At 73.1% G+C, this 25,656-nt stretch carries 23 protein-coding genes and 1 riboswitch; of the genes, 9 read left to right on the top strand and 14 right to left on the bottom strand.

The window, feature by feature from the left end; all coding sequences use genetic code 11:
* The 4 genes from ACTFTM_RS15955 to pdhA all read right to left on the bottom strand — a co-directional run bounded on the left by ACTFTM_RS15955 (position 1) and on the right by pdhA (position 5,441).
* A complete protein-coding gene (locus ACTFTM_RS15955; protein ID WP_449566650.1) occupies positions 1–1,683 on the bottom strand; it encodes a right-handed parallel beta-helix repeat-containing protein in 1,683 nt (560 codons plus the stop codon).
* 136 nt (positions 1,684–1,819) lie between these two features.
* Positions 1,820–3,289: a dihydrolipoamide acetyltransferase family protein gene (locus ACTFTM_RS15950; protein ID WP_449566649.1), complete on the bottom strand. Its 1,470-nt coding sequence runs from the start codon at positions 3,287–3,289 to the stop codon at positions 1,820–1,822.
* Positions 3,274–4,278 carry an alpha-ketoacid dehydrogenase subunit beta gene (locus tag ACTFTM_RS15945; RefSeq protein WP_396804965.1) on the bottom strand — a complete coding sequence of 335 codons (1,005 nt, stop codon included), beginning with the start codon at positions 4,276–4,278 and terminating at the stop codon, positions 3,274–3,276. Before ACTFTM_RS15945 ends, ACTFTM_RS15950 begins: the two co-directional genes overlap by 16 nt.
* Positions 4,275–5,441: a pyruvate dehydrogenase (acetyl-transferring) E1 component subunit alpha gene (pdhA, locus tag ACTFTM_RS15940; RefSeq protein WP_449561270.1), complete on the bottom strand. Its 1,167-nt coding sequence runs from the start codon at positions 5,439–5,441 to the stop codon at positions 4,275–4,277. The genes ACTFTM_RS15945 and pdhA overlap by 4 nt, the downstream gene beginning before the upstream one ends.
* A 169-nt stretch (positions 5,442–5,610) precedes the next feature.
* Here pdhA and ACTFTM_RS15935 point away from each other — a divergent pair, with 169 nt between their 5' ends.
* A complete protein-coding gene (locus ACTFTM_RS15935) occupies positions 5,611–6,054 on the top strand; it encodes an Lrp/AsnC family transcriptional regulator (RefSeq protein WP_449566648.1) in 444 nt (147 codons plus the stop codon).
* A 1-nt stretch (position 6,055) separates the two neighbouring features.
* On the opposite strand, the gene ACTFTM_RS15930 is transcribed toward ACTFTM_RS15935, so the two are convergent.
* Both ACTFTM_RS15930 and ACTFTM_RS15925 read right to left on the bottom strand, forming a co-directional pair.
* On the bottom strand, positions 6,056–7,027 hold the full coding sequence (locus tag ACTFTM_RS15930; RefSeq protein WP_449561269.1) for a DNA polymerase domain-containing protein: 972 nt from the start codon (positions 7,025–7,027) through the stop codon (positions 6,056–6,058).
* Between the two features lie 136 nt (positions 7,028–7,163).
* Positions 7,164–8,054 (bottom strand): glycosyltransferase family 2 protein, encoded by an 891-nt coding sequence (locus ACTFTM_RS15925; protein WP_449561268.1) that lies wholly within the window; start codon positions 8,052–8,054, stop codon positions 7,164–7,166.
* Between the two features lie 208 nt (positions 8,055–8,262).
* Here ACTFTM_RS15925 and ACTFTM_RS15920 point away from each other — a divergent pair, with 208 nt between their 5' ends.
* From ACTFTM_RS15920 to ACTFTM_RS15905, 4 genes are all read left to right on the top strand, one after another.
* Complete coding sequence (locus ACTFTM_RS15920; protein ID WP_449561267.1) at positions 8,263–9,822, top strand: glycosyltransferase family 39 protein; 1,560 nt, start codon at positions 8,263–8,265, stop codon at positions 9,820–9,822.
* A gap of 62 nt (positions 9,823–9,884) precedes the next feature.
* Positions 9,885–10,616 carry a histidine phosphatase family protein gene (locus tag ACTFTM_RS15915; RefSeq protein WP_449561266.1) on the top strand — a complete coding sequence of 244 codons (732 nt, stop codon included), beginning with the start codon at positions 9,885–9,887 and terminating at the stop codon, positions 10,614–10,616.
* Positions 10,600–11,469 (top strand): NAD(P)H-hydrate dehydratase, encoded by an 870-nt coding sequence (locus ACTFTM_RS15910; RefSeq protein ID WP_449561265.1) that lies wholly within the window; start codon positions 10,600–10,602, stop codon positions 11,467–11,469. The genes ACTFTM_RS15915 and ACTFTM_RS15910 overlap by 17 nt, the downstream gene beginning before the upstream one ends.
* A gap of 93 nt (positions 11,470–11,562) precedes the next feature.
* Entirely contained in the window at positions 11,563–12,063 is a 501-nt protein-coding gene (locus ACTFTM_RS15905) for a hemerythrin domain-containing protein (RefSeq protein WP_449561264.1), read from the top strand.
* Positions 12,064–12,122: 59 nt separating this feature from the next.
* Here ACTFTM_RS15905 and ACTFTM_RS15900 read toward each other — a convergent pair whose 3' ends face one another.
* A complete protein-coding gene (locus ACTFTM_RS15900) occupies positions 12,123–12,929 on the bottom strand; it encodes an SDR family NAD(P)-dependent oxidoreductase (RefSeq protein ID WP_449561263.1) in 807 nt (268 codons plus the stop codon).
* A 149-nt stretch (positions 12,930–13,078) separates the two neighbouring features.
* A riboswitch (ZMP/ZTP riboswitch) is annotated at positions 13,079–13,168 on the top strand.
* Between the two features lie 18 nt (positions 13,169–13,186).
* Between ACTFTM_RS15900 and ACTFTM_RS15895 the strand changes: the two genes are divergently transcribed.
* Entirely contained in the window at positions 13,187–14,623 is a 1,437-nt protein-coding gene (locus tag ACTFTM_RS15895) for a glycine hydroxymethyltransferase (RefSeq protein ID WP_449561262.1), read from the top strand.
* Between the two features lie 152 nt (positions 14,624–14,775).
* On the opposite strand, the gene ACTFTM_RS15890 is transcribed toward ACTFTM_RS15895, so the two are convergent.
* The 6 genes from ACTFTM_RS15890 to ACTFTM_RS15865 all read right to left on the bottom strand — a co-directional run bounded on the left by ACTFTM_RS15890 (position 14,776) and on the right by ACTFTM_RS15865 (position 21,028).
* Entirely contained in the window at positions 14,776–15,036 is a 261-nt protein-coding gene (locus ACTFTM_RS15890) for a hypothetical protein (RefSeq protein WP_007460594.1), read from the bottom strand.
* Positions 15,036–16,352, bottom strand: a complete 1,317-nt coding sequence (locus tag ACTFTM_RS15885; protein ID WP_449561261.1) for an aminotransferase class I/II-fold pyridoxal phosphate-dependent enzyme — start codon at positions 16,350–16,352, stop codon at positions 15,036–15,038. The genes ACTFTM_RS15890 and ACTFTM_RS15885 overlap by 1 nt, the downstream gene beginning before the upstream one ends.
* A gap of 4 nt (positions 16,353–16,356) precedes the next feature.
* Positions 16,357–17,457 (bottom strand): alpha-hydroxy acid oxidase, encoded by a 1,101-nt coding sequence (locus ACTFTM_RS15880; protein WP_449561260.1) that lies wholly within the window; start codon positions 17,455–17,457, stop codon positions 16,357–16,359.
* Positions 17,450–18,436: an alpha/beta hydrolase gene (locus ACTFTM_RS15875; RefSeq protein ID WP_449561259.1), complete on the bottom strand. Its 987-nt coding sequence runs from the start codon at positions 18,434–18,436 to the stop codon at positions 17,450–17,452. Before ACTFTM_RS15875 ends, ACTFTM_RS15880 begins: the two co-directional genes overlap by 8 nt.
* Before the next feature lie 9 nt (positions 18,437–18,445).
* Positions 18,446–19,657 (bottom strand): cytochrome P450, encoded by a 1,212-nt coding sequence (locus ACTFTM_RS15870; RefSeq protein ID WP_449561258.1) that lies wholly within the window; start codon positions 19,655–19,657, stop codon positions 18,446–18,448.
* Between the two features lie 66 nt (positions 19,658–19,723).
* Positions 19,724–21,028 carry an SGNH/GDSL hydrolase family protein gene (locus ACTFTM_RS15865; RefSeq protein WP_449561257.1) on the bottom strand — a complete coding sequence of 435 codons (1,305 nt, stop codon included), beginning with the start codon at positions 21,026–21,028 and terminating at the stop codon, positions 19,724–19,726.
* 284 nt (positions 21,029–21,312) lie between these two features.
* Here ACTFTM_RS15865 and ACTFTM_RS15860 point away from each other — a divergent pair, with 284 nt between their 5' ends.
* The 3 genes from ACTFTM_RS15860 to ACTFTM_RS15850 are packed head-to-tail and all read left to right on the top strand — an operon-like array spanning position 21,313 to position 25,037.
* Positions 21,313–22,872 carry an AMP-binding protein gene (locus ACTFTM_RS15860; RefSeq protein ID WP_449561256.1) on the top strand — a complete coding sequence of 520 codons (1,560 nt, stop codon included), beginning with the start codon at positions 21,313–21,315 and terminating at the stop codon, positions 22,870–22,872.
* On the top strand, positions 22,869–24,083 hold the full coding sequence (locus ACTFTM_RS15855; protein ID WP_449561255.1) for an MFS transporter: 1,215 nt from the start codon (positions 22,869–22,871) through the stop codon (positions 24,081–24,083). The genes ACTFTM_RS15860 and ACTFTM_RS15855 overlap by 4 nt, the downstream gene beginning before the upstream one ends.
* A 60-nt stretch (positions 24,084–24,143) precedes the next feature.
* Entirely contained in the window at positions 24,144–25,037 is an 894-nt protein-coding gene (locus ACTFTM_RS15850) for an aminoglycoside phosphotransferase family protein (protein ID WP_449561254.1), read from the top strand.
* A gap of 4 nt (positions 25,038–25,041) precedes the next feature.
* Here the strand turns inward: ACTFTM_RS15850 and ACTFTM_RS15845 are convergent, their stop codons facing one another.
* Positions 25,042–25,608: a hypothetical protein gene (locus ACTFTM_RS15845; protein WP_449561253.1), complete on the bottom strand. Its 567-nt coding sequence runs from the start codon at positions 25,606–25,608 to the stop codon at positions 25,042–25,044.
* Positions 25,609–25,656: the final 48 nt, after the last annotated feature.

Below are 25,656 nucleotides of genomic sequence, written 5' to 3'. Positions count from 1 at the left end.
TCATCCCCAGTCGTTGTCGTCGACGTGGTTGTCGCGCCACCGTCCGCCCACCGGCGGGGTGTCCAGGCACATCCCGTCCTCGGCGTTCCCGGCCAGGTCGTTGTCCTCGACCCGGCAGTCCACGCAACTTCCCCGCCCGGTGATCCACAGGCCGTGGGTCTGGGTCCGGTCCTCGTGGTTGTCCCAGATCCGGTTACCGCGGACGGTCGCCGAGTCGAACGCCGCGTCGATGGTGATGCCGGCCCGCCGCTCGGGGGCGGCGGACAGCTCGTACTCACAGCCGGGAGGCGGTATGTCCCCGCTCCACGCGCTGATGCCGTCGGGACGTACCGGGGCGAGGGTGAGTTCGTCTCCGGTGTTCGCGGCGACCATGGCCACGGACCGGCCCACCCGCAGGACCTTGCCGCGGTGACCGTCGTGCGGCCAGTTCGCGGACCGGTCCACCACGGACCGTTCGGAGTAACGGACGGTCTCGCCGCTGCCGCTGGCGGCCTGCGCGTACTGTCGGCCGTTGTTACGGATCCGGTTGTTGAGCAGCACCGCGTCGGTCATCTGGTGGTCGATCCGGATGGCGTCCAGCCCGTTGCCCCAGAAGTCGTTGCTCTCGATCACCATGTCCCGCACCGCGCCCTGGTAGCCCCGCCCGAGGTCGTGCGCGTGGTAGCCGTGCTGCCCGTTGCCACTGATCCGGTTGCCCCGGATGCTGTACGGGCCCGGGGTGTTGCCGATGCTGACCCCGTCGCGGATGTTGCCGTCGATGACGCAGTCGGCGACCAGCCCGCCGCGCCCGGCCACTGCGGCGGTGCCCATGGCGGAGATGTCGAAGCCGGCCTCCAGGTTGCCGGTCATCGTGCAGGCGGAGACGATGAGACCGTCGGCGCCCCAGTCGGAGATGCCGAACCGGTTGCCCTGGCTGTGGCAGCCGACGATGCGGTAGCCACGCGGCGGCGTCCAGTAGTCCTTCTGGAGTTCGAGGAAGATGCCGTTGGTGCCGTTGGCGAGGGTGGTGCAGTTGGCGATGGTCAGGCGCTCCACCGGGCCCCACCCGCCGATGCCCACGCCGATCCCGGCGCCGCCGATCTGCTCGCCGTTGTCCAGCCGCCCGCAGCCGACCACGACCACGCCGTCGATCAGCGAGTCCTGCAGGAAGTCGCAGCCCAGCCCGGTGGCGGCGGTGTGGTGGATGTAGAGGTTTCGGAACACGCCGCGCACGACGTACTGCAGGCCGAGGCCCTTGGCGAGGTAGTTGTACTCGGCCATCGCGACGCCGGAGCCGTCGATCTGGAAGTCGGCGAAGGTGCAGTCGGCGATGTGGCGGTCCCGGTCGGCGCCGTGCTGCACGGTGGTCCAGAACGCCAGCGGGGTCGGGTCGGCGCGGTTGCCCTCGTTGCTGAGCATGAACCGGGTCGCCGCCGGGCCGGCGCCGACCAGCGAGACGCCGCTGCGCCACACCGTTCCGGCGTCGCGGATCGAGTAGATGCCCGGCGGGCAGTAAATGACGCGGGCCCGGCCGTCCGAAGCGTACCCCTCGCCGAGTCGGTCCACGAGGGCGGCCAGCGCCGGCTGGTCGTTGGTCGCGCCGTCACCGGTCAGGCCGTACTCCCGGGCGTCGCAGTAGAGCGGTGCGCCGGCCGCGGCGGGCCGCCGCACCCGGATCGAGTTGAGTAGCAGCTCGTTCGCCACGCCCACCTGTCGGCTCCCTTCGACGCGTCCGGCGCGTGCCGGCGGGGCCGACTTCCCGGTGACACCGCCGGGAAACCCCGGGGCGCGTGCCGGCCCCGACGCCGCGCGGGCGACGTCGGGGCTCCGAGGGTACGCGTCAGACGGCGGCGATCAGCAGCGCCGGGCGCTCCACGCAGTCGGCGACGTGCCGCAGGAAGCCGCCGGCCACCCCGCCGTCGCAGACCCGGTGGTCGAACGTGAGGCTCAACTGGGTGACCTTGCGGACGGCCAGTTGCCCGTCCACCACCCACGGCTTGTCCACGATCCGCCCCACTCCGAGCAGTGCCGCCTCGGGGTGGTTGATGATCGGCGTGGAGCCGTCCACGCCGAACACCCCGTAGTTGTTGAGGGTGAAGGTGCCGCCGGTGAGCCGGGCCGGCGCGAGCGTACCGGCCCGTGCCGCGGCGGTGGTCTCCGTCAGCGCGGCGGCCAGTTCGGCGGTGGTGAGCCGCTGGGCGTCGCGCAGCACCGGCACCAGCAGGCCCCGGTCCGTCTGCGCGGCGATGCCCAGGTGCACGCCGGCGGACTGGATGATCCGCTGGCCCTCGGTGTCGACGCGGGCGTTGAGCTGCGGATACCGGCGCAGGCCGCTGAGGCAGATCCGGGCCAGCAGGGCCAGGATGCTGACCGGGGCGTCGGGCGTCGCCGCGTTGATCGCGGCACGGGTCTCCAGCAGCCCGGTGGCGTCCACGTCGACCCAGATGGTCACCTCGGGGATCTCCCGCCGGCTGCGGGAGAGCTTGTCGGCGATGACCTTGCGGATGCCGGTGAGCGGGACGACCACGTCGCCGTCCCCGGCCGGGGCCAGCGCGACGTGCGGGTCCGGCACGGCGGCGAGCCGGGCGGCGGGCGCGGTGAGCGCGGCCTCCACGTCGGCGCGGCGGATCACGCCGCCAGGCCCGGTTCCCCGCACGGTGGCGAGGTCGACGCCGCGCTCGCGGGCCAGCCGGCGCACGATCGGCGAGATGACCAGGGCGGACGACGACGTGCCGCCGGCGACCGGAGCAGCGTGGACCGCTGGACCGGTACCGGTCGCCGTGCCCGCGTCGGGCCGGGCAACGCCGGCCGAGCCGGGCGCGAGCCGGCTGGCATCCTGCGGCCCGGCGTCGGCCGGGTCAGCGACGTCCGAGGCGGCATCCTGCGAAGCGGCGTCGACCGGCTCGGGGGCGAGGGCCAGCCGGGGCCGACGTCGACGCCGGGTGGCGCCGCCGTGGCCCGTCCCGTACCCGATCAGGACGTTGCCGGAGCCGGCCCGCTCCTCCTCGCGGTAGGTGGCGTGCCCGGCGGGCTCGTCGCCGCCGTCCAGCGGCGCGATGGTGATCAACGGTTGGCCGACCGGGCGGACCTCACCGGCCGCGCCGTGCAGGGTCACGACCCGTCCGGCGTACGGGCAGGGCACGTCGACGACGGCCTTGGCGGTCTCCACCTCGACCACGCTCTGGTCCACCTCGACGACGTCACCGACGGCGACCCGCCACTCGACGATCTCGGCCTCGCTCAGCCCTTCGCCCAGGTCGGGCAGGAGGAAGACCTGTGTCCGCTCGACGGTGGTCATGCCGCCGCCCAACGCGCGTCCGGCTGGTCGTCCCACTGGAGGCGGGCGACCGCGTCGAGGACGCGGTCGACGCCGGGCAGGTGGGTGTGCTCCAGCATCGGCGCCGGGTACGGGATATCCAGCCCGGCGACCCGCAGCACCGGGGCGTGCAGCGCGTGGAAGCAACGCTCCTGCACCCGGGCGGCGATCTCCGCGCCGACGCCCGCGAACCCGGGCGCCTCCTGGATCACCACGCAGCGGCCGGTCCGCCGGACCGACGCGGTGATGGTGGCGTCGTCGAACGGCACGATCGTGCGCACGTCCACGACCTCCAGGTCCCAGCCCTCCTCGCGGGCGGCCTCGGCGGCCTCCAGGGCGACCGGCACGGCCGGCCCGTACGCGACGAGCGTGGCGTCGCGGCCGGGCCGGCGCACGACGGCCCGGCCGAACGGCTCGGTCCGCGTCGGCAGGGCCGCGTCGGCGCTGGCGAAGTAGAGCTTCTTGGGCTCCATGAAGACCACCGGGTCGGGGTCGTCGATCGCCTCACGCAGCAGGGAGTACGCGTCGTCGACGGTCGCCGGGGTGACGACCTTCAGGCCCGGGGTGTGCGCGTAGTACGCCTCGGACGAGTCGCAGTGGTGTTCCACCCCACCGATCCCGCCCGCGTACGGCACCCGGATGACGATGGGCACGCTGAGCGCGCCCCGGGTGCGGTTGCGCAGCTTCGCCACGTGCGACGCGATCTGCTCGAACGCCGGGTACGCGAACGCGTCGAACTGCATCTCGACGACCGGCCGCAGCCCGGACATCGCGAGGCCGACGGCGAAGCCGACGATGCCGGCCTCCGCCAAGGGCGTGTCGAAGCAGCGGTTCTCGCCGAAGCGCGCCTGGAGGCCGTCGGTGATCCGGAAGACGCCGCCGAGCTGCCCGACGTCCTCGCCGAAGACGACGACCTTCTCGTCGGCGGCGAGCGCGTCGGCGAGGGCGGTGTTGAGGGCCTTCGCCATGGTGGTGGCCATCAGGCGTCCCCCTCCTGGTCGTGCGCGGCGGCCAGCTCGGCGCGGATGAGTTCGCGCTGCTCGACGAGCTGCGGGGTGGGCTCGGCGTAGACGTGGTCGAACAGGCTCAGCGGGTCGACCGCGGGCTGGCTGTTCATGCGGGTCCGCAGGTCGGCCGCGTACGCCTCGGCCTGCTCGGCGATCTCGGCGACCGCCGCGTCGTCGAGCGCCGCACGGGCGCGCAGGTACGTCTCGAGGCGGGCGATCGGGTCCCGGTCGCGCCAGGCGTCGACCTCGGCGCCGTCGCGGTAGCGGCTGGCGTCGTCGGCGTTGGTGTGCGGCTCCATCCGGTAGGTGTGCGCCTCCACCAGGAACGGCCCGTTGCCGGCGCGGGCGTGCGCGACCGCGCGGGTCAGCACGGCGAGCACCGCCACGGGATCGTTGCCGTCGACCTGCTCACTGGGCACCCCGTAGCCGACGCCCTTGTACGCCAGTGACGGCGCGGCGGTCTGCCGGGACAGCGGCACGCTGATGGCGTACCGGTTGTTCTGCACGAAGTAGACGACCGGGGCTTTGAACACGGCGGCGAAGTTGACGCCCTCGTGGAAGTCGCCCTCGCTGGTCGCCCCGTCGCCGATGAAGGCCAGCGCAACGGTGTCGCGTCCCTGGTACGCCTCACCGTGCGCGAGGCCGGCGGCGTGCACGCACTGGGTGGCGAGCGGGGTGCACTGCGGCGCGGTGTGCACCTGGGTCGGGTCGTAGCCGCAGTGCCAGTCGCCGCGCAGCAGGGTGAGCACCTCGACGGGGTCGATGCCTCGGGCAACCAGCGCCATCGATTCGCGGTAGGTGGGGAACACCCAGTCGGTGTCGCGGACGGCGAGCGTGGCGGCCACCTGGCACGCCTCCTGGCCCCGGGACGACGGGTAGACGGCGAGGCGGCCCTGCTTGGTCAGCGCGGTCGCCTGGGTGTCGAACCGGCGGCCGAGCACCATCCGGCGGTACAGCTCCCGCAGCGCCTCGACGGGCGGTTCCGGGTAGTCGGTGCGGACCGGCAGCGGCGTGCCGGCCGGGTCGAGCAGGCGGACCGGTTCGGCGTCCGGCAGCAGCGGACGCGCCGGGTCGGGCGGGGTGACCGTCCGACGGGCGCGCGGGGATGCCCTGCGGACCGCCTGGGGTGTGGTCGTCACGGCGGGACCTCCTGGGACGTGTGGTGAGCCTATGCTTCCGCCTGACGGATGATTGACTCAAGATCCACGAAGAAGGCGGGACGTCTGGCATGCGGGAGGCAGATCGGTGAGCCAGGAGACCGAAGACGGGGTGGGCCGGGCCGCCGGAGCGGGACGATCGGCCCGAGCCATGGACGAGGTCGACCGGCGGATCCTGGACGAGCTGGTCCGCGACGGGCGCACGTCGGTGCGCACCCTGGCCGAGCGGATCCACATCTCGCGCACCAACGCCTACGCCCGGGTCGAGCGCCTGGTCCGCGACGGCGTGATCACGGGGTTCCGTGCCCAGGTGGCGCCCGAGGCGGCCGGGCTGGGCACCTCGGCGTACATGGCGTTGACGATCGAGCAGAACACCTGGCGGGAGGTGTCGGCCGAGCTGGCCCAGGTGCGCTACGTCGAGCACGTCGCGCTGCTCAGCGGCGAGCACGACGTGCTGGCCCTGGTCCGGGCGCCGGACAACGCCGCCCTGCGGGACGTCGTGCTCGACCGGGTGCAGCGCATCGCCGGGGTGCTGTCGACGCGGTCGTGGCTGGTCTTCGAGGAGTTCGAGGGCACGCAGAGCCCGTGGCAGTAGGTCACCGCTCGGGCGGCGCCTCCAGGCCCTCGCGGTCGGCCAGTTCCAGCAGCGGCTCCAGCGAGTGCCGGTCGCCGTCCAGGCCGGCGTGCGGGTCGCCGCGCTCGGCGAACCGGGCCGGCACGGTGAGCACGTCGAAGTCCTCCGGACGGGCGTCGTCCAGCTCCGCCCAGTCCAACGGCGCCGACACCAACGCGCGAGGCGTCGGCCGGATCGAATACGCCGACGCCATGGTGTGGTCGCGGGACATCTGGTTGTAGTCGACGAAGACCGGCCGGTCCCGCTGGTCCCGCCACCAGGTGGTGGTGACCAGCTCCGGCAGCCGACGCTGCATCTCACGCCCCAGCGCGAGCACCGCCCGACGGCACTCGCCGAAACTCCACCGCGGCTCGATCGACAGGTAGATGTGCAGGCCCCGCCCGCCGGTCGTCTTCGGGTAGCCGGTCATGCCCAGCTCGGCGAGGAACGCCCGCACCTCCCGGGCCACCGGCACCACCTGCTCGAAGCCGACGCCGGGCAGCGGGTCGAGGTCGACGCGTAACTGGTCGGGCCGCTCCACGTCGCCGGCGGACACCGGCCACGGGTGAAAGCGCAGGGTGCCGAGGTTGGCCGCCCAGATCACCACGGCCAGCTCGCTCGGCGCGACCTCGTCGGCGGTCCGGCCGCTCGGGAACGTGATGTGCGCGGTGCGCACCCACTCGGGCGCGCCCGCCGGCAGTCGCTTCTGGTAGAAGGCGTCACCGCGGTTGGTCTGCCGGGTCGCGATCGTCGCGCCCTCGAAGACACCGCGCGGCCAGCGTTCCAGCATGGTCGGCCGGTCGCGCAGCGCCCGCAGGATGCCGTCGCCGACCGCCAGGAAGTAGCGGACCACGTCGAGCTTGGTCAGCCCACGCTCCGGGAAGTACGGCTTGTCGGGGCTGGAGACGCGCACCAGCCGCTCCCCCACCCGGATCTCCTCCGCCGCCGTGGCCACGCCCCGAGGGTACGACCTGAGGGCGGGCCCGTGGGCTACCGGCCGGTGCCCAGCGTGGCGTGCCGCTGCCCAGGCGGACCGCCGACCGACTACGTCGCGGGCGGCTCGCCGCCCGCGACGGCCTGGTCGTGGTCGCTCATCGGCCCGGCCCGAACGCGTGCCGCGACAGGCTCTTCACACCGGTCATTCGGCCGGCGAGGATCGCCGTCGGCAGCAGCGTGATGGCGTGCAGCCGGGACGACATGTAGCGGCGGGCCGCCCGCGCCGCCCGGGGCCAGCCCTGCTCGTCCATCCGCCGGGCGACGTCGACGAAGAACGCCCGCGCCTCGTCGAACCGGGAGCCGGTGATCGCGTCGGCGGAAGACTTGCTGACCGCGTGCCGCCGGTACTGGAAGCACAGGGTGGTGTCGATCGCCATCTGCTCGCCCCGCTGGATCAGATCGATCACCAGCGCGAGGTCCTGGATGACCTGGAGCTCCTCGCGGAAGTTGACGGCCTTGAGCGCGTCCGTCCGCCAGCAGATCGACGGGAAGTAGAACCAGCAGCCGCGCAGCAGGCTGGCCGCCAGATCCTCGCCACCCATCAGCGCCCGGGACTCGATGCGCGGTGCGTAGAGCCGCCGCTTGGCCTCGTCGACGATGGTGTTGACCACCGTGCCGTCGGCGTCGATGATCTCGACTCCCGGCTGCACCATGCCGACGCCCGGGTACTGCTCGATCACCGACCGCACCGTCGCCACGTAGTTGGGGTGCATGATGTCGTCGGTGCCCATCATCACCAGGTACTCGTGTTCGGCGAGGCCGACGCACTTGCGGAAGTTGCCGGTGATGCCGAGGTTGCGCTCGTTGCGCTGGTAGCGCACCCGCTCGTCGGTGATCTGCGCGAACCACTCCGGCACGCCCGGCTCGGTGCCGTCGTCGACCACGGTCAGCCGCCAGCCCGGGTCGGTCTGTGCCAGCACGCTGCGCACCGCCGCCTGCATGAGGGGCACGCTCCCGTAGTACGGCAACATGATGTCGACAATCATCGGTTCCCCGGGCCTTACTGTGCGTGGTGGACGTGCGCGACGGGCGCGGGCCACATTATCAGGCACGGCGTCCGAATCCAGCACCGGCGAAGCGGGCCGCCGGCCGTCGCGGCACCGCCTTGGCGCACCGGGGCGACGGCTCCGTGACCTCAGTGCCGAGGGCTATCATCGGCGCGCCCACACCGCACGCCCCCCGGATTGGACGCCGATGCCAGACCGTGCCGCCATCACGGACGCGCCCCCCGCGCAGACCGACGTGGGCTCGCCCCCGCCGACCACCGAGCCGGCCCGCCGACGGCTTCCGTTCGCCCGCCGGCTGGCGCTCAGTGTCTGGTTCTGGCCGACGGCGTTCGCGGCCCTCGCGGTCGGCTGGCGACTCGGCAGCCCGGAGATGTGGCAGGACGAGTTGGTCAGCGCCGACCTGGCGAACCGCTCCACCAGCCAGATCCTGGGCATGCTGAAGAACGTCGACGCCGTGCACGGCGCGTACTACCTGTTCATGCACGGCTGGGTAACCGTCTTCGGCAGCGGGCCGACCAGCCTGCGGGTGCCGTCGGCGCTGGCCATGGTCCTGGCCACCGCGTGCGTGGCGCTGGCCGGGCGACGGATCTTCGGCCAGACAGCGGGGATCGCCGGTGGGTTCGCCTTCGCCCTCGTGCCCACGGTCACCCGTTTCGGGCAGGAGACCCGGTCGTACGCCTTCGTCGTCCTCGCCGCCGCCGCGGCCACGCTGTTCCTGCTCCGGGCGTTGGAGCGGCCGGGGTGGCTGCGGTGGGCGCCGTACACGCTCGCCGTAGCCGTTATCGGCCTGGTGAATGTGGTGGGGCTCACCCTGCTGATCGGGCACGGTCTGGCCGTGCTGATCCACTGCTGGCGGGAGCGTCGCTGGTGGTCGGTGGTCTGGTTCGGACTCGCCGCGTTGGCCGGTGTGGGCATCGCCGCCCCGGTGATCCTGCGCGGCATGAAGCAGGCGGGCCGGCAGATCAGCTGGATCCCGGACAGCGCGCCCTGGACGGTCTGGGAACAGGTCCTCGGCTCGGTGCTGCTGGCCTTCGCCGTCACCGCGCTGGCGGTGGTCGGTGTGCTGACCCACCTGCGCCGCGACAACGCCGCGCGGACCGTCATGTTCGCGCTCATCGCCGCCGTGCCGCTGCCGGTGGTCCTGCTGGCCTCCACCGGCGACATCAACTACTTCTTCTCGAAGTACCTGCTCTTCGTCCTGCCGGCCTGGGCGGTGCTCGCCGGCGCGGGTCTCGCCGCGTTGCGCCGCGTCCCGCTGGTCGTGGTGGGTCTGGTGGTGCTCGCCGCCCTGAGCGTGCCCGGCCAGCTCGCACTGCGCGCCGAGTACTCGCACAGCTGGTACACCTATCCGCAGAAGCGGGCGTTCGCGCCGTTCGGGTACTCCGAGGCGGCGCGGGTGGTCGAGGCCGGTTACCAACCCGGCGACGGGCTGGTGGTCGGTGGCGCCTGGTGGTGGGCGGCCGAGGGCGGGGTTCGGTACTACCTTCCCGAGGACGTGAAGCTGCGCAACGTCTTCGAGCAGCGTTCCGCGGTCCAACGCAATGAACTCTTCAACTCGGCCTGCACCAACCCCGCCCGTTGTCTGCACGACGAGCCGCGACTGTGGGTGCTGCTGCCGGCCGTCACCGACACGCCGCTGGCCAGCCTGCCGAAGAAGCAGTCCGCCGTGCTCACCGAGCGGTACGAGGTGGCCCGCGTCGACCACGTGACCGGGATGACCGTGGCCCTGCTGCAACGGCGCGGCTGAGTCGACGCCCGGCCCGGGCGCGGAGACGGTTACCCCGTGCCGCGCCCGGGTAGGGGGTCGGCATGGCGGAACTGTCGACGCTCTGGATCATCCGGCACGGGGAGAGCACCGCGAACGTGGCGGCCACCCGGGCCGAGCAGACCGGCGCGGACGTGATCGCGCTGAGCCACCGCGACGCCGACGTACCGCTCTCGGACACCGGCGAGGAGCAGGCGCGGGCGACCGGCCGCTGGCTCGCGGGTCTGCCCGAGGACCGGCGACCCGACGTCGCGGTGGTGTCGCCGTACCTGCGGGCGGTGTCCACGGCCGAGCTGGCGCTGCACGGCACCGGGGTGCCGGTGAGCCGCGACGAGCGGCTGCGTGACCGGGAGCTGGGCATCCTGGACGGCCTGACCGGGCACGGGGTACGCCAGCGGTTTCCCGACGAGGCGAAGCGCCGCGACCGGCTGGGCAAGTTCTACTACCGACCGCCCGGCGGCGAGGCGTGGACCGACGTGGCGCTGCGCCTACGGACGCTCCTCGGTGACCTGCGCCGCGACCACGAGGGCCAGCGGGTCCTGCTGTTCGGCCACGACGCGCTGGTTTTCCTGCTGCGCTACCTCATCGAGGGGTTGACCGAGCAGGAGCTGATGGCGCTGACCCGCGAACACGTGATCGCCAACTGCTCGATCACCGACTGGTCCGCCGACGAACAGGGCATCCTGCGGCTGGGCGGTTTCAACGAGGTCGGCCACCTGCACCGGCAGGGCGCCGAGGCGACCAGGGAGGACGAGATCCATGCCGAACCGGTCTGAGGTGCAGGTGATCACGCCGGCGCTGCTGCGGGACTGGGCGCTGCCGGTGCCGGCCGGCGGCAAGGAGAGCCGCGGCACCGTGCTGGTGATCGGCGGCTCGCGCTTCACCCCCGGGGCGGTCCTGCTCGCCGGGGTGGCCGCGCTGCGCGCCGGGGCCGGGGTGCTCCAACTCGCCCTCGCCGAGTCGACCGCGGCCACGCTGAGCATCCAGGTGCCGGAGGCGCTGGTGATAGGGCTGCCGGAGACGTCGGACGGCGCGGTCGCCGCCGACCGGGCCGGGCAGCTCGGCGAGTTGGTGACAGCGGCCGACGTCGTGGCCCTGGGGCCGGGCTTGTCCGGTATCGAGGAGACCGGTCGGCTGCTCGACCTCGTCCTGGAGGCGGCCGGACCGCGCACCCCACTGGTCCTCGACGCGTACGCGCTGGGCGCGCTGAGCCACGAGCCGAAGCTGCTGGTCGACTCCGGTCGCCCGGTGGTGCTCACCCCCAACGTCACCGAGGCCGGCCACCTGCTCGGCCGCGACCCGGGCGACGACCTGAGCGCCGAGGCCGCCGAGCTGGCGCACCGGTACGACGCGGTGGTCTCGCTCTACGGGCACGTGGCCGCCCCGGACGGGCGCGGATGGCGGGAGGAGAGCGGCGACGCCGGCCTCGGCACGTCCGGCAGCGGCGACGTGCTCGCGGGCCTGCTGGCCGGGCTCCTGTCCCGGGGCGCGGACCCGGCGCAGGCCGCCTGCTGGGGGGCGTTCGCGCACGCCGTGAGCGGCCAACGGCTGATCCCCCGGTACGGCCGGATCGGTTTCCTGGCCCGGGAACTGCTCGACGAGATCCCGCGCACCCTCGCCACCGTCTGACCAGGCGATGTGAGCCGAGTTCGCCTGTTTCGCCGCTCGGGCTCGGGGTACCGGATCGACACCAGCCGACTTACCCACCAAGGGGGCACACCGGTGTCGACCGATGCCATCGTCCTGCTCAAAGAGGACCACAAGGAGATGCGCCGTCTGTTCAAGGCCTTCCAGGACGCCGAGGAGGGGCCGGCGAGCCAGCGGCAGAAGCTCGTCACCCAGATCCTGGAAGCCCTGACGGTGCACACCTACCTGGAGAACGAGGTGATGTATCCGGAGGTCCGCCGGCTCCTGCCCGACCTGGAGGACGACATCCTCGAGTCGTACGAGGAGCACCACGTGGCCGACGTGCTCTGCGCCGAGCTGGCCGGCATGGACGCCAAGGACGAGCGCTTCGTCGCCAAGACGACGGTGCTGATCGAGAACGTCACGCACCACGTGGAGGAGGAGGAGCAGGAGTGGTTCCCCAAGGTCCGCGAGGCGTTGGGTCGTAAGCAGCTCCAGGAGATCGGCGAGAAGATGATCGCGTTGCGCGCGGACGCGCCGCGTACCCCCACCCAGCCGAAGGCGATCAAGAAGGCGCTCGACGCGGTGACCGCCTGAGGCGAGACGTACGCACCGAAAGGGCCCGGCACACGTGCCGGGCCCTTTCGGTGCCGGGGTCAGTCGCCCGAGCCGGGCTCGGCCATCCGGCGGTGCTGCTCGGACTTGAGCTTGTCCGGAATGATCTTCCCGGCGGCCGTCTGCACCTTGTTGAGCAGCGAACCCGCCGTGACGGTCTGGTCACCCTTCATCATCGCCGCGAAGCCCTGCGCGGCGACCTCGGCCGGGTCGTCCTTCTTGCCGGAACCCACCCGGGTGTCCTGCATCTCGGCCCGCTCGAAGAAGGCGGTGTCGGTCGGCCCGGGCATCAGCGCGGTCACCGTGACGCCGGTGTCCTTCAGCTCGTTGCGCAGCGCCTCCGCGAAGGACTGCACGAACGACTTCGAGGCGTTGTAGACCGCCTGGAAGGGGCCCGGCATCGTCGAGGCGATCGACGAGGTGAACAGCACCCGGCCCGTGCCCCGCTCGACCATGCCCGGCAGCATCCGCTTGGCCAGGTGCACCGTCGACCGCACGTTGAGGTCGACGATCTCCAGCTCGTCGCGCAGGTCGGTGCCGCCGACGAACGCGCCGCCGGCGCCCCGGCCGGCGTTGAGCGCCAGCGCGTCCAGGGGGCGTCCGGTCGCGGCGACGGCGCTCACCAGTTCCTCGACCCCCTGCTCGGTGGACAGGTCGACGCGTATCGGATGGATCTGGGCGCCACCGTCGCGGCGCAGCTTGTCGGCCGCGGCGGCGATGCCGTCGTCCTCGGCGGCGACGACCAGGTCGAAGCCGTGCTCGGCGAACCGCACGGCCAGCTCGTACCCGATTCCGCTGGACGCCCCGGTCACCAGTGCGAACGGCCGGCCGGTGGTCGGTGTGGTCATGGGAGTCGACTCCTCTCGTGGACGGGACCATCGCGCCCGTGCCGGCGCGAGGCCCCCTGGTCCCATGCCCGAGCGGGGACGGTTCAACCACCGCGACGCGCTCGCGTCGGGAGGTCGGCCGGGTCGGCCACGGCCGGCCCGGTAGGATCGGCGCGGGCCGTTACTGGCGCGTTGGGATGGAGAACCATCGGGGAGCGGCCCCGTCACGAGGACGTTTGCCGAGCGCCTGGGCCTTCCGCACGTTCGTAGGAGGTCGCATGTCGCGCAACGCCGAGTCCACCGCATTCCGGAGCGCCCTCGAGGTGATCCGGGCTGTCGAGCCGCGGGTGGCCGACGCCATCGGCGCCGAGCTGACCGACCAGCGGGAGTCACTCAAGCTCATCGCCAGCGAGAACTACGCCTCCCCGGCGACCCTGCTGGCCATGGGCAACTGGTTCAGCGACAAGTACGCCGAGGGCACCGTCGGCCGCCGTTTCTACGCCGGCTGCCAGAACGTCGACACCGTCGAGGCGCTCGCCGCCGAGCACGCCCGGGAACTGTTCGGGGCCGCGCACGCGTACGTGCAGCCGCACTCGGGCATCGACGCCAACCTGGTCGCCTTCTGGGCGGTGCTCGCCGACCGGGTGGAGTCCCCCGCCCTCAGGAAGGCGCAGGTACGTCAGGTCAACGACCTCACCGAGGCGGACTGGTTCGCGCTGCGCCGCGAGCTGGGCAACCAGCGGATGCTCGGCATGTCGCTGGACGCCGGCGGTCACCTCACCCACGGTTTCCGGCCGAACATCTCCGGCAAGATGTTCGACCAGCGCAGCTACGGCACCGACCCGGCGACCGGCCTGATCGACTACGACCGGGTGGCCGAGGCCGCCCGCGAGTTCAAGCCGCTGATCCTGGTGGGCGGCTACTCGGCGTACCCCCGGAAGGTGAACTTCCGGATCCTGCGCGAGATCGCCGACTCGGTCGGCGCCACCTTCATGGTCGACATGGCGCACTTCGCCGGCCTGGTGGCGGGCAAGGTCTTCACCGGCGACTTCGACCCGGTGCCGCACGCGCACATCGTCACCACCACCACCCACAAGTCGCTGCGTGGCCCGCGTGGCGGCATGGTGCTCTGCCAGCCGGAGTTGGCCGACCAGGTGGACCGGGGCTGCCCGATGGTGCTCGGCGGTCCGCTGCCGCACGTGATGGCCGCCAAGGCCGTCGCCCTGGCCGAGGCCCGTCGCCCCGACTTCGCCGACTACGCCCAGCGGATCGTGGACAACGCGCAGGCCCTCGCCGAGGGGCTGCTGCGCCGGGGCGCGACGCTCGTCACCGGCGGCACCGACAACCACCTGGTGTTGATCGACGTGTCCGGCTACGGGCTCACCGGCCGGCAGGCGGAGCAGGCCCTGCTCGACTCGGGCATCGTCACCAACCGCAACTCGGTGCCGCAGGACCCGAACGGCGCCTGGTACACGTCCGGCATCCGGATCGGCACCCCGGCGCTGACCACCCGCGGGCTGGGCGCCGCCGAGATGGACCAGACGGCGGAGCTGATCCACACCGTGCTGACCCAGACCACGGCCGGCGCCAACGCCGACGGCACCCCGTCCAAGGCGAAGTACACGCTCGACGCCGACCTGGCCGACAAGGTCTCCCGCCAGGCCGCCGACCTGCTGGCCCCCCACCCGCTCTACCCCGCCGTCGACCTGACCTGACGGTCGCGCGCGTAGTAGTCCGCGTCGATCATGGAGTCGTGGTGCCCGGTTCAGGGCGGGTGGCGACCTTTGTCCACCACCACAACTTCATGATCGACGCGGACGGGGGCGGGGACGGGGCGGGCGGGGGGGGGGGGGCGGGTGGGGTGGGGTTAGTTCAGGGGGCGCTTGAGGTGGTAGCGGTGGACTTCGGTGCTGCCCTGGACGTTGTTGACGTCCTCGGCCGCTGAGACCAGCTCCCAGCCCTCCCGGCCGGCCCGGTTGAGGTGCGCGATGGCCGTGTCGCCGTAGGCGGTGATGTCCTTACGGGACCCGTCCGGGCCGTACCAGACGAACGAGACGGTGAAATTGCGACCCTGTCCCTGATAGCGACGAACGAGCAGGGCGTACTCCCAGGCAACCATGCGGCCCATTATGACCGTCCACGCAGGAGCTCGTCGCCGACGAGGGCGGCGAGTCGGTCCAGTCCCACGTCGATCTGCTCCGGCGTCACCGCGCTGACCGACAGCCGCAGCGCGCGCACCGGCGCGGTGTCGTCGTAGAAGTGCGCCATCGGCGTCCAGAGCACGCCGTACTCCCGCCCGGAGAGGTCCAGCAACGCGTCGTCGACGACGAACGGCACGGTCACCACCACGAAGAACCCGCCGGCCGGCACCGTCCAGCGCACCTCCGGCCGGTCCGCGAAACGCCGGGCCAGGCCGGCCACCAGGTGACGCAGGTTGCGGGCGTACGCGGCCCGCTCCCGGGTGTTCGCGGGCACCAGGCTGCACCCGTGCTCCAGGAGCCGCCCACCGATCACCGCCTGCGCGAGCGGCGAGGTGTTCACGGTGACCATGCTCTTGATCATGGCGAGCTGGTCGGCCAGCGGCCCGACGCGGCCGTCCGGGCCGGCCACCCGCTGGTCGGCCACCACGTAGCCGACCCGCGCCCCGGGCAGCACGGTCTTGGCGAACGACCCGAGGTAGACCACCCGCCGGCCGGTGTCCAGCGCCTTCAGGGTGGGCGGGCGCGGCCCGTCGGCGACGGCGAACAGCCCGTACGGGTTGTCCTCCAGCAACAGCAGGTCCTCCTCGGCGGCCAGCGCCAGCAGCCGCTGCCGGTCGGCCACGTCGATGCTGACCCCGGACGGGTTGGCGAAGTCCGGCATCACGTAACAGGCACGGGGCCGCAGGCCCGCCTGACGGGCCCGACGCGCCTGCGCCCGCAGGTCGGCGAGGTCCACTCCGGACGGTCCGTCGGCGACCGGCCACACCGGCAGGTCCACCAGCCGGGCCGCACCGGTCAGCCCGACATAGGTCGGCGCGACCGCCAGCAGCACGTCCGTCGGGCCGGCCCGCAACGCCCGCAGCACCAGGAACATGGCCTCCTGACAGCCGACGGTCACCACGACGGCCTCCGGGTCGACCGTGATCCCCTCGTCGAGGGCGAGGTTACGGGCGACGAGGTGGTGCACGATGCCCTTGGTCCGGCCGTACTGCAACAACAGCCGACGCGCCTGCTCGGGCGAGTGTCCCCGTTCCTCGACGAGGTGCCGGTGGAACGTGTCCAGGTGCCGGTGCACCGCGGCGACGTCGAGGAACTCCTCGTACGGGCGCCCGGCCGCGAGCGACACCGCCTCCGGATACCGTTCGGACACCTCGTTGAGGAAGTTCATCGAGGTCAGCGCCGGGTCGCCAAGCGCGGGGTGCAGGTCGGCGACGCCGAGGTCGGCCGGTCCGGTCACGTCCACCGGCTCAGCCCGTCCCGAGGGTCCGCAGCCCGGCCGCCGCCGTCGGGTCGGCGCAGCCGGCGAGGGTGAGCGCGTCCCGCACCTCGGCGGCGAGCAGCGCCAACGCGTCCTGCGCGCCGCGCCGGCCCCCGACGGCCAGCGCCCAGAGCAGCGGGCGGCCGATCAGGACGCCCGCCGCGCCCAGCGCCAGCGCCCGCAGCACGTCGGTGCCGCTCCGGATGCCGCTGTCCAGCAGCACCTGGCAGCCGTCCCCGACCGCGTCGACGACCTCCGGCAGCATGGTGACGCTGGCCGGGGCGCCGTCCAACTGCCGTCCCCCGTGGTTCGACACCACCACCGCGTCCGCCCCGATCCGTACCGCCTCGACCGCGTCGCGGGGGTCCAGCACCCCCTTGACGACCAGCGGCAGGTCGACGTGCTCGCGCAGCCAGGCCAGGTCCGCCCAGCGCAGGGCCGACTCGAACGACGCGTCGGTGTGCGCGGCGATCCCCGAGACACCGGGGGCGCCCGTGTGCGCGAGCGTGTCCCTGCCGTACGGCAGGTTCGCGGCGAACACGTCGGCCGGCAGGCGGAACGCGTTGCGCAGGTCGCGGGGGCGCCGGCCGAGCACCGGGACGTCCACGGTGACGACCAGGGCACGGCAGCCCGCTGCCACGATCCGGTCCAGCAGGTCGCGCACCAGAGCCCGCTCGCGCAGCCAGTAGAGCTGGAACCAGGTTGGGGCGCCGGTCGCGGTGATCTGTTCGATCGGCGTGCTGCTCAGGGTGCTCGCCACGAACGGCACGCCGGCCGTGCCGGCCGCCGCCGCGAGGCCCGCCTCCCCGTCCGGGTGCACGAGCCGCTGGTAGGCCATCGGCGCCACCCCGACCGGCAGCGCGTACGGCTGACCGAGCAGCCGTGCGCCGGTGTCCACCGCGTCCCTGCCGCGCAGCACCCGGGGCAGCACGGCGACCCGGTCCAGCGCGCTCCGGTTGGCGGCCAGCGTCACCTCGGCCGCGCCGCCGCCGGCGACGTAGTCCCACACGTCCGGGGCCAGCACCGCGCGCGCCCGCTCCGCGTAGTCGGCGAACGTCACCGGCCGGTCGGCCAGCGCCGGCTCACGCACCGGACACCGCCGCGCCCTCCGACTCGACCGGTGTCGCCTCCCGGTCCGACGGCAGGCCGAACCGGTCCCGCAGGAACGCGGCGGCGCTGTCCTGCGCGCGCCGGCCGTCGGTGAACACGCCGGGCATGGCGAAGAACCCGTGGATCATCCCCGGGTAGTGGTCGACGCGGGCGGGCACGCCGGCCGCGCTCAGTCGCTCGGCGTAGCGCTGCCCCTCGGCGCACAACGGGTCCATCTCGGCGGTGACCACCAGGGCCGGCGGCAGGCCGGACAGGTCGTCGGCGCGCAGCGGCGATGCCAGCGGGTCCCGCGCGTGCTCCGCCTCGGCGAGGTAGTGCGTCCGGTACCAGGCCACCGAGTGCCGGTTGAACAGGGTCGGGTCATCGCCGACCGGGCCGGACGGCTCCCCGCCGATGTCGGTGTTCGGGTAGACGAGCAGTTGCGCCGCCAGCGCGGGCCCGTCCGCGCGGCAGAGCAGGGTCACCGCGGCGGCGAGGTTCCCGCCCGCGCTGTCGCCGCCCACCGCCAGCCGCGTGGGGTCCACACCGAACCGGTCGGCGTTCGCGGCGATCCAGACGGTCGCCGCGTGGCAGTCGTGCACCGCGGCCGGGAAGGGGTGCTCCGGGGCGAGCCGGTAGCCGACGGTCACCACCTGGCAGGGCACCGCGTTGGCCAGTCGCCGGCAGATCCCGTCGGCGGTGTCGATGCTGCCGAGCGTCCAGCCGCCGCCGAAGAAGTACAGCAGGGTGGGCAGCGGCCCGGAACCCGCCGGCCGGTACACCCGGACGGGCAGGTCACCGCCCGGACCGGGGATGTGCTCGTCGCGTACCTCGGCGACCTGCTCGACCGCGCCGCCGCCGGCGCGGATCGCGGCCAGGTCCGCGGCGCGCGCCTCGGCGAGTGTCTGCGTGTACAGCGGCGGCGTGGCCGCCGCGGCGCGGGCGGCGCGGTAGGCCGCCACCTCCGGGTGCAGGGCCATGTCGATCTCCTATCCGCCGGTGCTGACCAGCAGCTTGTCGATGCCGCGCAGGAAGAGGCTGCCGCTGTACGTCGGGGTCTCGGTGACCGCGAGCCGGGGGAACCGGGCGAACAGGCGGGGCAGCGCGAGGCGGCCCTCCAGCCGGGACACCGCCGCGCCGAGGCAGAAGTGCAGGCCCACCCCGAAGGCCAGCGACGGCGGGCCGGCGCGCGTCGGGTCGAAGACGTCCGGGTCGGGGAACCGCGCCGGGTCCCGGTTGGCCGCCCCGATGATGATGAGGACGTTGTCCCCCTCGGCGACCGGCACGCCGGCCAGCACGGTGTCCTCCGGCGCGGCCCGGGCGAGGAAGTGCACCGGACTCTGCAGGCGCAGCACCTCGTCGACACACCCGGCGGCGAGGGCGTCGTCGGTGGGCAGCGCGGTGACCGCCCCCGGGTGGGCCAGCAGCAGCGGCAGGCCGTTGCTGAACATGTAGACGGTGGTGACGAAGCTGGCGTTGAACAGCACGATCAGGTTGCTGATCAGCTCCTCCTCGGTCAGCTCCACCTCGCCCGATCCGACCGCCTCGACCAGGGCGCTGATCAGGTCCTCGCCGGGCGTACGGCGCCGATGGTCCAGCAGATCCCGGTAGAACGCCCGCAGCTCCTGCGCCGCGGCGTTCGCGGCGGCCAACCGCTGCGGGGTCTTGCCGGCCACATCCAGGAACTCGTCGATGCGCTCCACCCGATCCCGGTACCAGGGCAACTCCCCCGCCGGGATGCCGATGAACTCGGCCATCACCAGAGCGGGAATGGGGTACGCGAAGTCGGCCACGAAGTCGACGACACTGTCACCGGCGTCGGCCATCTTGTCCAGCAGGTCGTCGACGACGCGCAGGATCACCGGCTCCAGGGCGCCGAGGCGGCGCGGGGTGAACGTACGCGAGAAGACATGCCGCATCCGGGTGTGGTCGGGCGGGTTGATGAACATCATCGACGTCTGGAAGGTGCGCAGGATCTCGTGCTCCTCCCAGCCGGGCGGCGGCTGTTTGGTCCACCGTGGATCGCGCAGCATCCCATCGATCAGGTCGTAGCCGACCGCCACCGCCGCCACGGTGCGGTGCTCGGCGCGCGGCGGCACCGCGCTGACCGGCCCGAGCCGGTGCAGGCGGGCGTACCACGGGTACGGATTCTGGCGGCCCTCTTCGCTGTAGAGGCCGGTGAGCAGGTCCTGCACCGTCACGACGTACTCCTCCCCAGGATGTCGGTGCTCCGGAGGCGGCGGGTCACCCCGCCGCCCCCGGCGGTGTCACAGGCCGAGCAGCCGTAACGGCACGGCGTCGGCCATCGCCGTGTTGCCGGCGTCGTTCGGGTGGATGTGGTCGCCCGAGTCGTACGCGGGCAGCAACTGGCTGGGCCTGGCCGGGTCACGCAGCACCCGGTCGAAGTCGAGCAGCCCGTCGAACTCCCGGCTGCCGCGCAGGTACGCGTTCACGGCCTGCCGGGTGGCCTCCTTCTCCGGCGTCCACACACCCGGCGCGCCGTGCCCCTCGTACGGCGTCAGCGTGGCCACCAGGCTGGTCAGCCCGCGCTGCTGGAATTGCTGGTTGATCTGCCGCAGGGTGGCGATGATCGCGTCCGCCGAGTCGTTGGACATCCAGATGTCGTTGATGCCCAGGTGGGTGACGACGGTCCGCACCCCGGTCTGGGCGAAGACGTCCTCGTTGAGGCGGGCCGCCGCGTTCGGGCCGAGTTGGAAGTAGCCCGGGTAGTCGCCGGCGCCCGGCTCGGTGCCCTCGTGGTTGAGGCGGTTGCCGGCCAGGCTCAGGTTGAGCACGCCCGGCGTGCGCCGGTCCGGCCGGTCGGCGAGCAGCCGGTCGGAGAGCAGGTCGGGCCAGCGCCGGTTGGCGTTGACCGTGCTGCCGTTGCCGTCCCCGATGGAGTCGCCGAGCACGACCAGCGCCCCGGGGGTGCCCTTGCGCTGCACGTCGACGCCGGAGAGGAAGAACCAGCAGCAGTTGGGCCGGATGGTGAAACCGGTCCCGTCGGCGGCCCCGGTCAGGTCACCGGCGCCGATGAAGTTCGTCTGCTGGGACTGCCCGTGGAAGGTGGTCGGCCCGGTCGGCGTCGGGAAGTGCAGGGTGATCACCAGGTCGCTGTCGTCCGCGACGGCGAAGGTCAGCGGATCGCTCAGCAGCTCGGCGCCCCGGTTCATGGTGGCCGAGGCCGCGCCGGTGAAGGTCAGCGGGCGCAGCGAGGCCGGGTCGATGTCGGAGACGTCGTCGACGGTCGTGGTGTTCGGTCGGGCGACGGTGGCGCGCCCCACCCGGACCGCCTGCTCGCCGTAGAGGTTGCTGAGCCGTACGCGCACCGCCGGGCCGCCCACCGAGACGTGCACGACCATCCGGACGCTCTGGTCGTTCAGGCCCGTGTTGGTCAGGCCGACCGAGTTGCCCCGGGTGACCGCCGCGGCCCAACTGCCCGCCCACTCGCCCCGGTCCGGCCGGCCGGCGATGGTGGAGGATCCGCCGGCGGTGGCGACGACGGCGGGTGTTCCGGTGACCAGTAACGCCGCGAGGGCGGTGACGACATGCCATCTCTTCGGGGTCGACATGGAACCTCCATCGTGTGGCAGCCCAGGGCCGTCCGCTGACGACTCCCGCTGGACGATGGTCCAGAAACCTAGCCGCCGCCGATGACGGGCGTCAATCAACTGATCGACGCGATCAAATGTCCACCGGGCCTGCGGTTTCGCCCTTCGGCCCGGTCCCGCCGCGCCCGCGCCGGCCTAGGCTCGCAGGCGGCGGCGGTGCGGTCGCCGAACGCGCCCCACCGCCCGCGACGTCGCCGGGAAACCGACCCGGAGACCGCCGCCTTCCTGCGATGGGGGTTTGCCGGATGACTGACGGACCCGGGCACGCGACCTATGTGGACAGGGCACTGCGACTGTTCGCCGAGTTCGGCGATCGGGAGGCGCTGGTCGGCGGTGGTCGCCGCCTGACCTACACGGAGGCCGCCACACGGGTACGCGCGATGGCCGCGACGCTGACCCGGCACGGCGTACGACCCGGGTCGGCGGTGCTGGTGACGATGGCGAACGCCGTGGAGGGTCCGCTGCTCCAGCTCGCGCTGCACCTGCTCGGCTGCCGGACGATGTGGGTCGCTCCGGTCACCGCCCGCCGGGAGGTCGACGAGTTCGTCCGACTGGCCCGACCCGACGCCCTGGTCTACGACGCCCGCGACCCGGCCAGCCTGGGCCCGGAGCTGGCCGCCGCGCTGCCCGGCGTGCCGGTGTGCTGCCTGGGACCCGGCGGCGCGGGCCCGGACCTCACCGTGGACACGGCGGAGCCGGTGGCGCTGCCGACGACGGTTCCCGCGCCGGAGTCGTTCCTACAGACCAGCGGCACCACCGGCGCCCCGAAGCTGGTGCACCACACCGAGAGCTTCTACGCCCAGATCCTCACCCTCGCGGCCGATTTCCGCGCCGCCGGGTTCCCGCTGCTGCGGCACCTGTCGCACTCGCCCATGTGGCTGGCCAGCGGCCAGATCACCACCCTGTTCAACCTGTTCACCGGCGGCGTGCTGTTCCTGCGCGACGACTGGGACCCGACGGCGTTCGTGTCCACCGTGCAGCGGGAGCGGATCAACTCCACGTTCGTGACCCCGCCGATGCTCTACGAGCTGCTGGACCATCCGGCGCTGGCGGGCGCGGACTTCTCGGCCATGTTCATGTTCAACGTGGGCGCCGGGCCCGCCGCGCCCGCCCGGCTGCGCCAGGCCATCGCGCGGTTCGGCCCGGTGCTGCGCATCGTGTACGGCCTCAGCGAGGCCGTCGTGATCACCGCGCTGCCCGGGCTGACCGACGATCCGGAGCACCCCGAGCGGCTGCGCTCCTGCGGGCGACCCTACGGCGACGTACGGATCGAGATCCGCGACGACGACGGCGTCGTGCTGCCGCCGGGCCACGACGGCGAGGTGTGGGTGCGGAGCCGGCTGAGCTTCGCCGGCTACCACGGGCAGCCCGAGCTGACCGCGCAGACGCTCGTCGACGGCTGGGTCCGCACCCGCGACATCGGCCACCTCGACGAGGACGGCTACCTCTACCTGGTCGACCGGGCGCACGACATGATCGTCACGCACCGACGGAACTGGGCCATCTTCTGCCGCCCCATCGAGGACGTGCTGGCCGGGCATCCGCAGGTGCGGGCCGCCGCCGTGATCGGCGTACCGGACGACGAGGTCGGCGAGACGCCGTACGCGTACGTGGTGCCCGCGCCGGGCGCGACCGTCACCGCCGCGGAGCTGATCGATCTGGTGACCGCCGAGCTGAACGAGATGTGGGCGCCGACCGCTGTGGAGTTCGTCGACCGGTTACCGGTGAACCGGTCGGTCAAGGTGGACAAGCGGGCACTGCGCGCCGGTTACGCCGCGCGGCGGGCGGCGGCGGTCGGGGCGTGACCCCCCGTCGGCAGTTGCTCGTCCTGGTCGGCGCCGACCTGATCTCCAACCTGGGCACCCGCATCTCCGTGGTGACCATTCCCTGGCTGGTACTGGTCACCACCGGCAGCCCGACCAAGATGGGTCTGGTCGCGTTCGCCGAGACCCTGCCGTACCTGCTGTCCAGTGCCCTCGGCACGCCCTGGGCCGACCGGATCGGCCTGCGCCGGACGTCGATCCTCTGCGACGCGGGCAGCGCCCTGGCGATGGTCGTCGTCGCGCTCACCCCGTGGCTGGGCTTCGCTCCCCTGGTGGCGCTGGTCGCGGTGGCAGGTGGGCTGCGCGGCATCGGAGACCGGGTCAAGCACGTCATGTTCCGGCCGGTCGCCGAGGCCGCCGGGGTGCCCCTGATCCGCCTCACCTCGGCGTACGACGGGTTGAGCCGGGTGGTGACCCTGTTCGGCGCCGCCGTGGGCGGTCTGCTGATCGCCGCGTTCGGGGTGACCCAGGCGATCCTCATCGACGCGGCCAGCTTCGCGATCTGTGCGCTGCTCATCGGCCTCCTGGTCCGCCCGCCGGCCGCCCCGGCGACGCCCGCCGCGCCGGTGGGCTACCTGCGCGCGCTGCGGGACGGCTTCGGCTACCTCGGTCGGGACCGGCCGCTGCTGGGCATGCTGGTGGTCGTCTCGGCGCTGAACATGGTGGCCAACGCGAGCGTGGCCGTCTACATACCGTTCTGGGTCGCCCGGGAACTGCACGGTCCGAGCGGGCTCGGCCTCGTGCTGGCGGCTTTCTCGGCGGGCGCGCTGCTGGGCAATGTGGCGTTCACCGCGCTCGGGCCCCGGCTGCCCGGCCGGCTGACGTTCCTGATCGGGGCGACGGTCGCCGGCACACCCCGGCTGGTCGCCCTGGCGATCAGCGACGACCTGCCGGTCGTCCTCGTGGTGACCTTCCTGTCCGGGATCGGCATCGCGGCGGTCAACCCGCTGCTCGGGGTGGCGCTCTACGAACGGGTGCCACCGGATCTGCAGACCCGGGTGCTCGGCATCGCCGGTTCGCTGGCCTTCGTCGGGCTGCCGGTCGGCGCTCTGCTCGGTGGCTGGTCGGTGGACGCGTTCGGCCTCACCCCGGCGCTGCTGCTCATGGCGGCGGCCTGCCTGTCGGTCACCGCGCTGCCCCTGCTGGCGCGTACGACCACACCGTCACGCCCCACCCCGGTCGGCACCACCTGACCGGCACGGCGACGCGAAACCCGGTTGCGGGCGGCGGCCGACACCCGCAGGCTCGACCCGATGAGCGCACCCGCACCGCACACCGACGAGCCGGTCGCCCCGGTGATCGACGCCGCGTTGGCGCGCCGCCTGGTCGCCGAGCAGTTCCCGCGCTGGGCCGACCTGCCCGTACGTCCCGTCGAGGTCGGCGGCTGGGACAACCGCACCTTCCACCTGGGCGACGAGATGACCGTGCGGCTGCCCAGCGGCGAGGGGTACGTGCTCCAGGTGGCCAAGGAGCAGCGGTGGCTGCCCGTGCTCGGCGAGCGGCTCGCCTGGGAGATCCCCGTGCCGCTGGCCCAGGGTCGACCGGGAGCGGGCTACCCGTACCCCTGGTCGGTGTACCGCTGGATCGACGGCCACACCGCGCGCGCCGAGCGGATCGACGACCTGACCCGGTTCGCGACGGACCTCGCGGCGTTCCTGCGGGCCCTGCGGGCCGTCGACGCCACCGGCGGCCCCGCGGCCGGCCCGCACAGCGCCTGGCGGGGCGGGCCGCTGTCCACCTACGACGCCGAGACCCGGGCGGCGATCGAGACACACCGTGACCGGCTCGACGTCGCCGCGGTCACCGCCGTGTGGCAGGACGCTCTCGAGGCCACCTGGGTAGGGCCGCCGGTGTGGTTCCACGGCGACGTCGCGTACGCCAACCTGCTGGTGCGCGACGGCCGGCTCGCGGCGGTCATCGACTTCGGTTGCTGCGGTGTCGGCGATCCCGCCTGCGACACGGTGATCGCCTGGACCCTCCTGCACGGCGCCAGCCGGGCCGCGTTCCGGGACGCGCTCGACGTCGACGCGGGCACCTGGGCGCGGGGGCGCGGCTGGGCCCTGTGGAAGGCGCTGATCACCCTCGACGGTCCCGACCCCGCCGGTTCCCGGCGCGTGATCGGGGAACTGCTCGACGAGCGCCGCTGAGCCGTCAGCGGCCGGCCGCCGCCGGGGTCGCGTGTTCAGTGTGGCAACGCGGGCAGCGCAGCCGCGACCCGGCGGCCCGGGGCACCCGCAGCCGTTGACCGCACGCGCAGGCGAACACCGGCTGGGCCGAGCGCAGGTACTCCTCGCGCGTCCGCCGCGGCCAGCTCCCGTGGCAGCGGTGGCACCGCTTCGGCGGGTAGCTGTGGTAGTGGGCCAGCCCGAACGCGCCCAGGAGCAGCACGGTGGCGAGGACCGGCAGTCCCAGCAGGACCACCAGGGCCGGCATCAACGCGCCGGACACCACCGCGCCGACCACCGTCACCAGCAGCACCGGCACGCCGAGCAGCAGACCGGCGAAGCCCCAGGTGAAGGTGAGCAGCGACGGAACGAAGAGCGGCCACACCCCGCCGGGCGCCCAGCGGGCCACCCCGTATCCGCCGCAGCGCGGGCAGTTCGGCGAGGCGGCGTGCGGCACCGACCCCAGCGCCTTCGGCGCGAGCCACTCGACGACCCTCTTGAGGATCTCCTCGACGAGTTTGCTGGCCAGTTGTTGCAAAAGCGATGCGAGCACGCTGCCACCTCCCGACCGCCGCGTACCACCCACCGTCATCGTGACCGG

Source organism: Micromonospora sp. RB23 (assembly GCF_053585025.1).
The sequence above is the reverse complement of the archived record's forward strand: the minus strand, read 5'-3'. Positions and strand labels throughout refer to the sequence as shown.

Bases quoted from the DNA above. Each gene is read 5' to 3' on its own strand.
- ACTFTM_RS15935 (WP_449566648.1), top strand. From the start codon at position 5,611: ATGGACGAGGTCGACCGGCGGATCCTGGACGAGCTGGTCCGCGACGGG.
- ACTFTM_RS15925 (WP_449561268.1), bottom strand. From the start codon at position 8,054: ATGATTGTCGACATCATGTTGCCGTACTACGGGAGCGTGCCCCTCATG.
- ACTFTM_RS15920 (WP_449561267.1), top strand. From the start codon at position 8,263: ATGCCAGACCGTGCCGCCATCACGGACGCGCCCCCCGCGCAGACCGAC.
- ACTFTM_RS15915 (WP_449561266.1), top strand. From the start codon at position 9,885: ATGGCGGAACTGTCGACGCTCTGGATCATCCGGCACGGGGAGAGCACC.
- ACTFTM_RS15910 (WP_449561265.1), top strand. From the start codon at position 10,600: ATGCCGAACCGGTCTGAGGTGCAGGTGATCACGCCGGCGCTGCTGCGG.
- ACTFTM_RS15900 (WP_449561263.1), bottom strand. From the start codon at position 12,929: ATGACCACACCGACCACCGGCCGGCCGTTCGCACTGGTGACCGGGGCG.
- ACTFTM_RS15895 (WP_449561262.1), top strand. From the start codon at position 13,187: ATGTCGCGCAACGCCGAGTCCACCGCATTCCGGAGCGCCCTCGAGGTG.
- ACTFTM_RS15890 (WP_007460594.1), bottom strand. From the start codon at position 15,036: ATGGGCCGCATGGTTGCCTGGGAGTACGCCCTGCTCGTTCGTCGCTAT.
- ACTFTM_RS15875 (WP_449561259.1), bottom strand. From the start codon at position 18,436: ATGGCCCTGCACCCGGAGGTGGCGGCCTACCGCGCCGCCCGCGCCGCG.
- ACTFTM_RS15865 (WP_449561257.1), bottom strand. From the start codon at position 21,028: ATGTCGACCCCGAAGAGATGGCATGTCGTCACCGCCCTCGCGGCGTTA.
- ACTFTM_RS15860 (WP_449561256.1), top strand. From the start codon at position 21,313: ATGACTGACGGACCCGGGCACGCGACCTATGTGGACAGGGCACTGCGA.
- ACTFTM_RS15850 (WP_449561254.1), top strand. From the start codon at position 24,144: ATGAGCGCACCCGCACCGCACACCGACGAGCCGGTCGCCCCGGTGATC.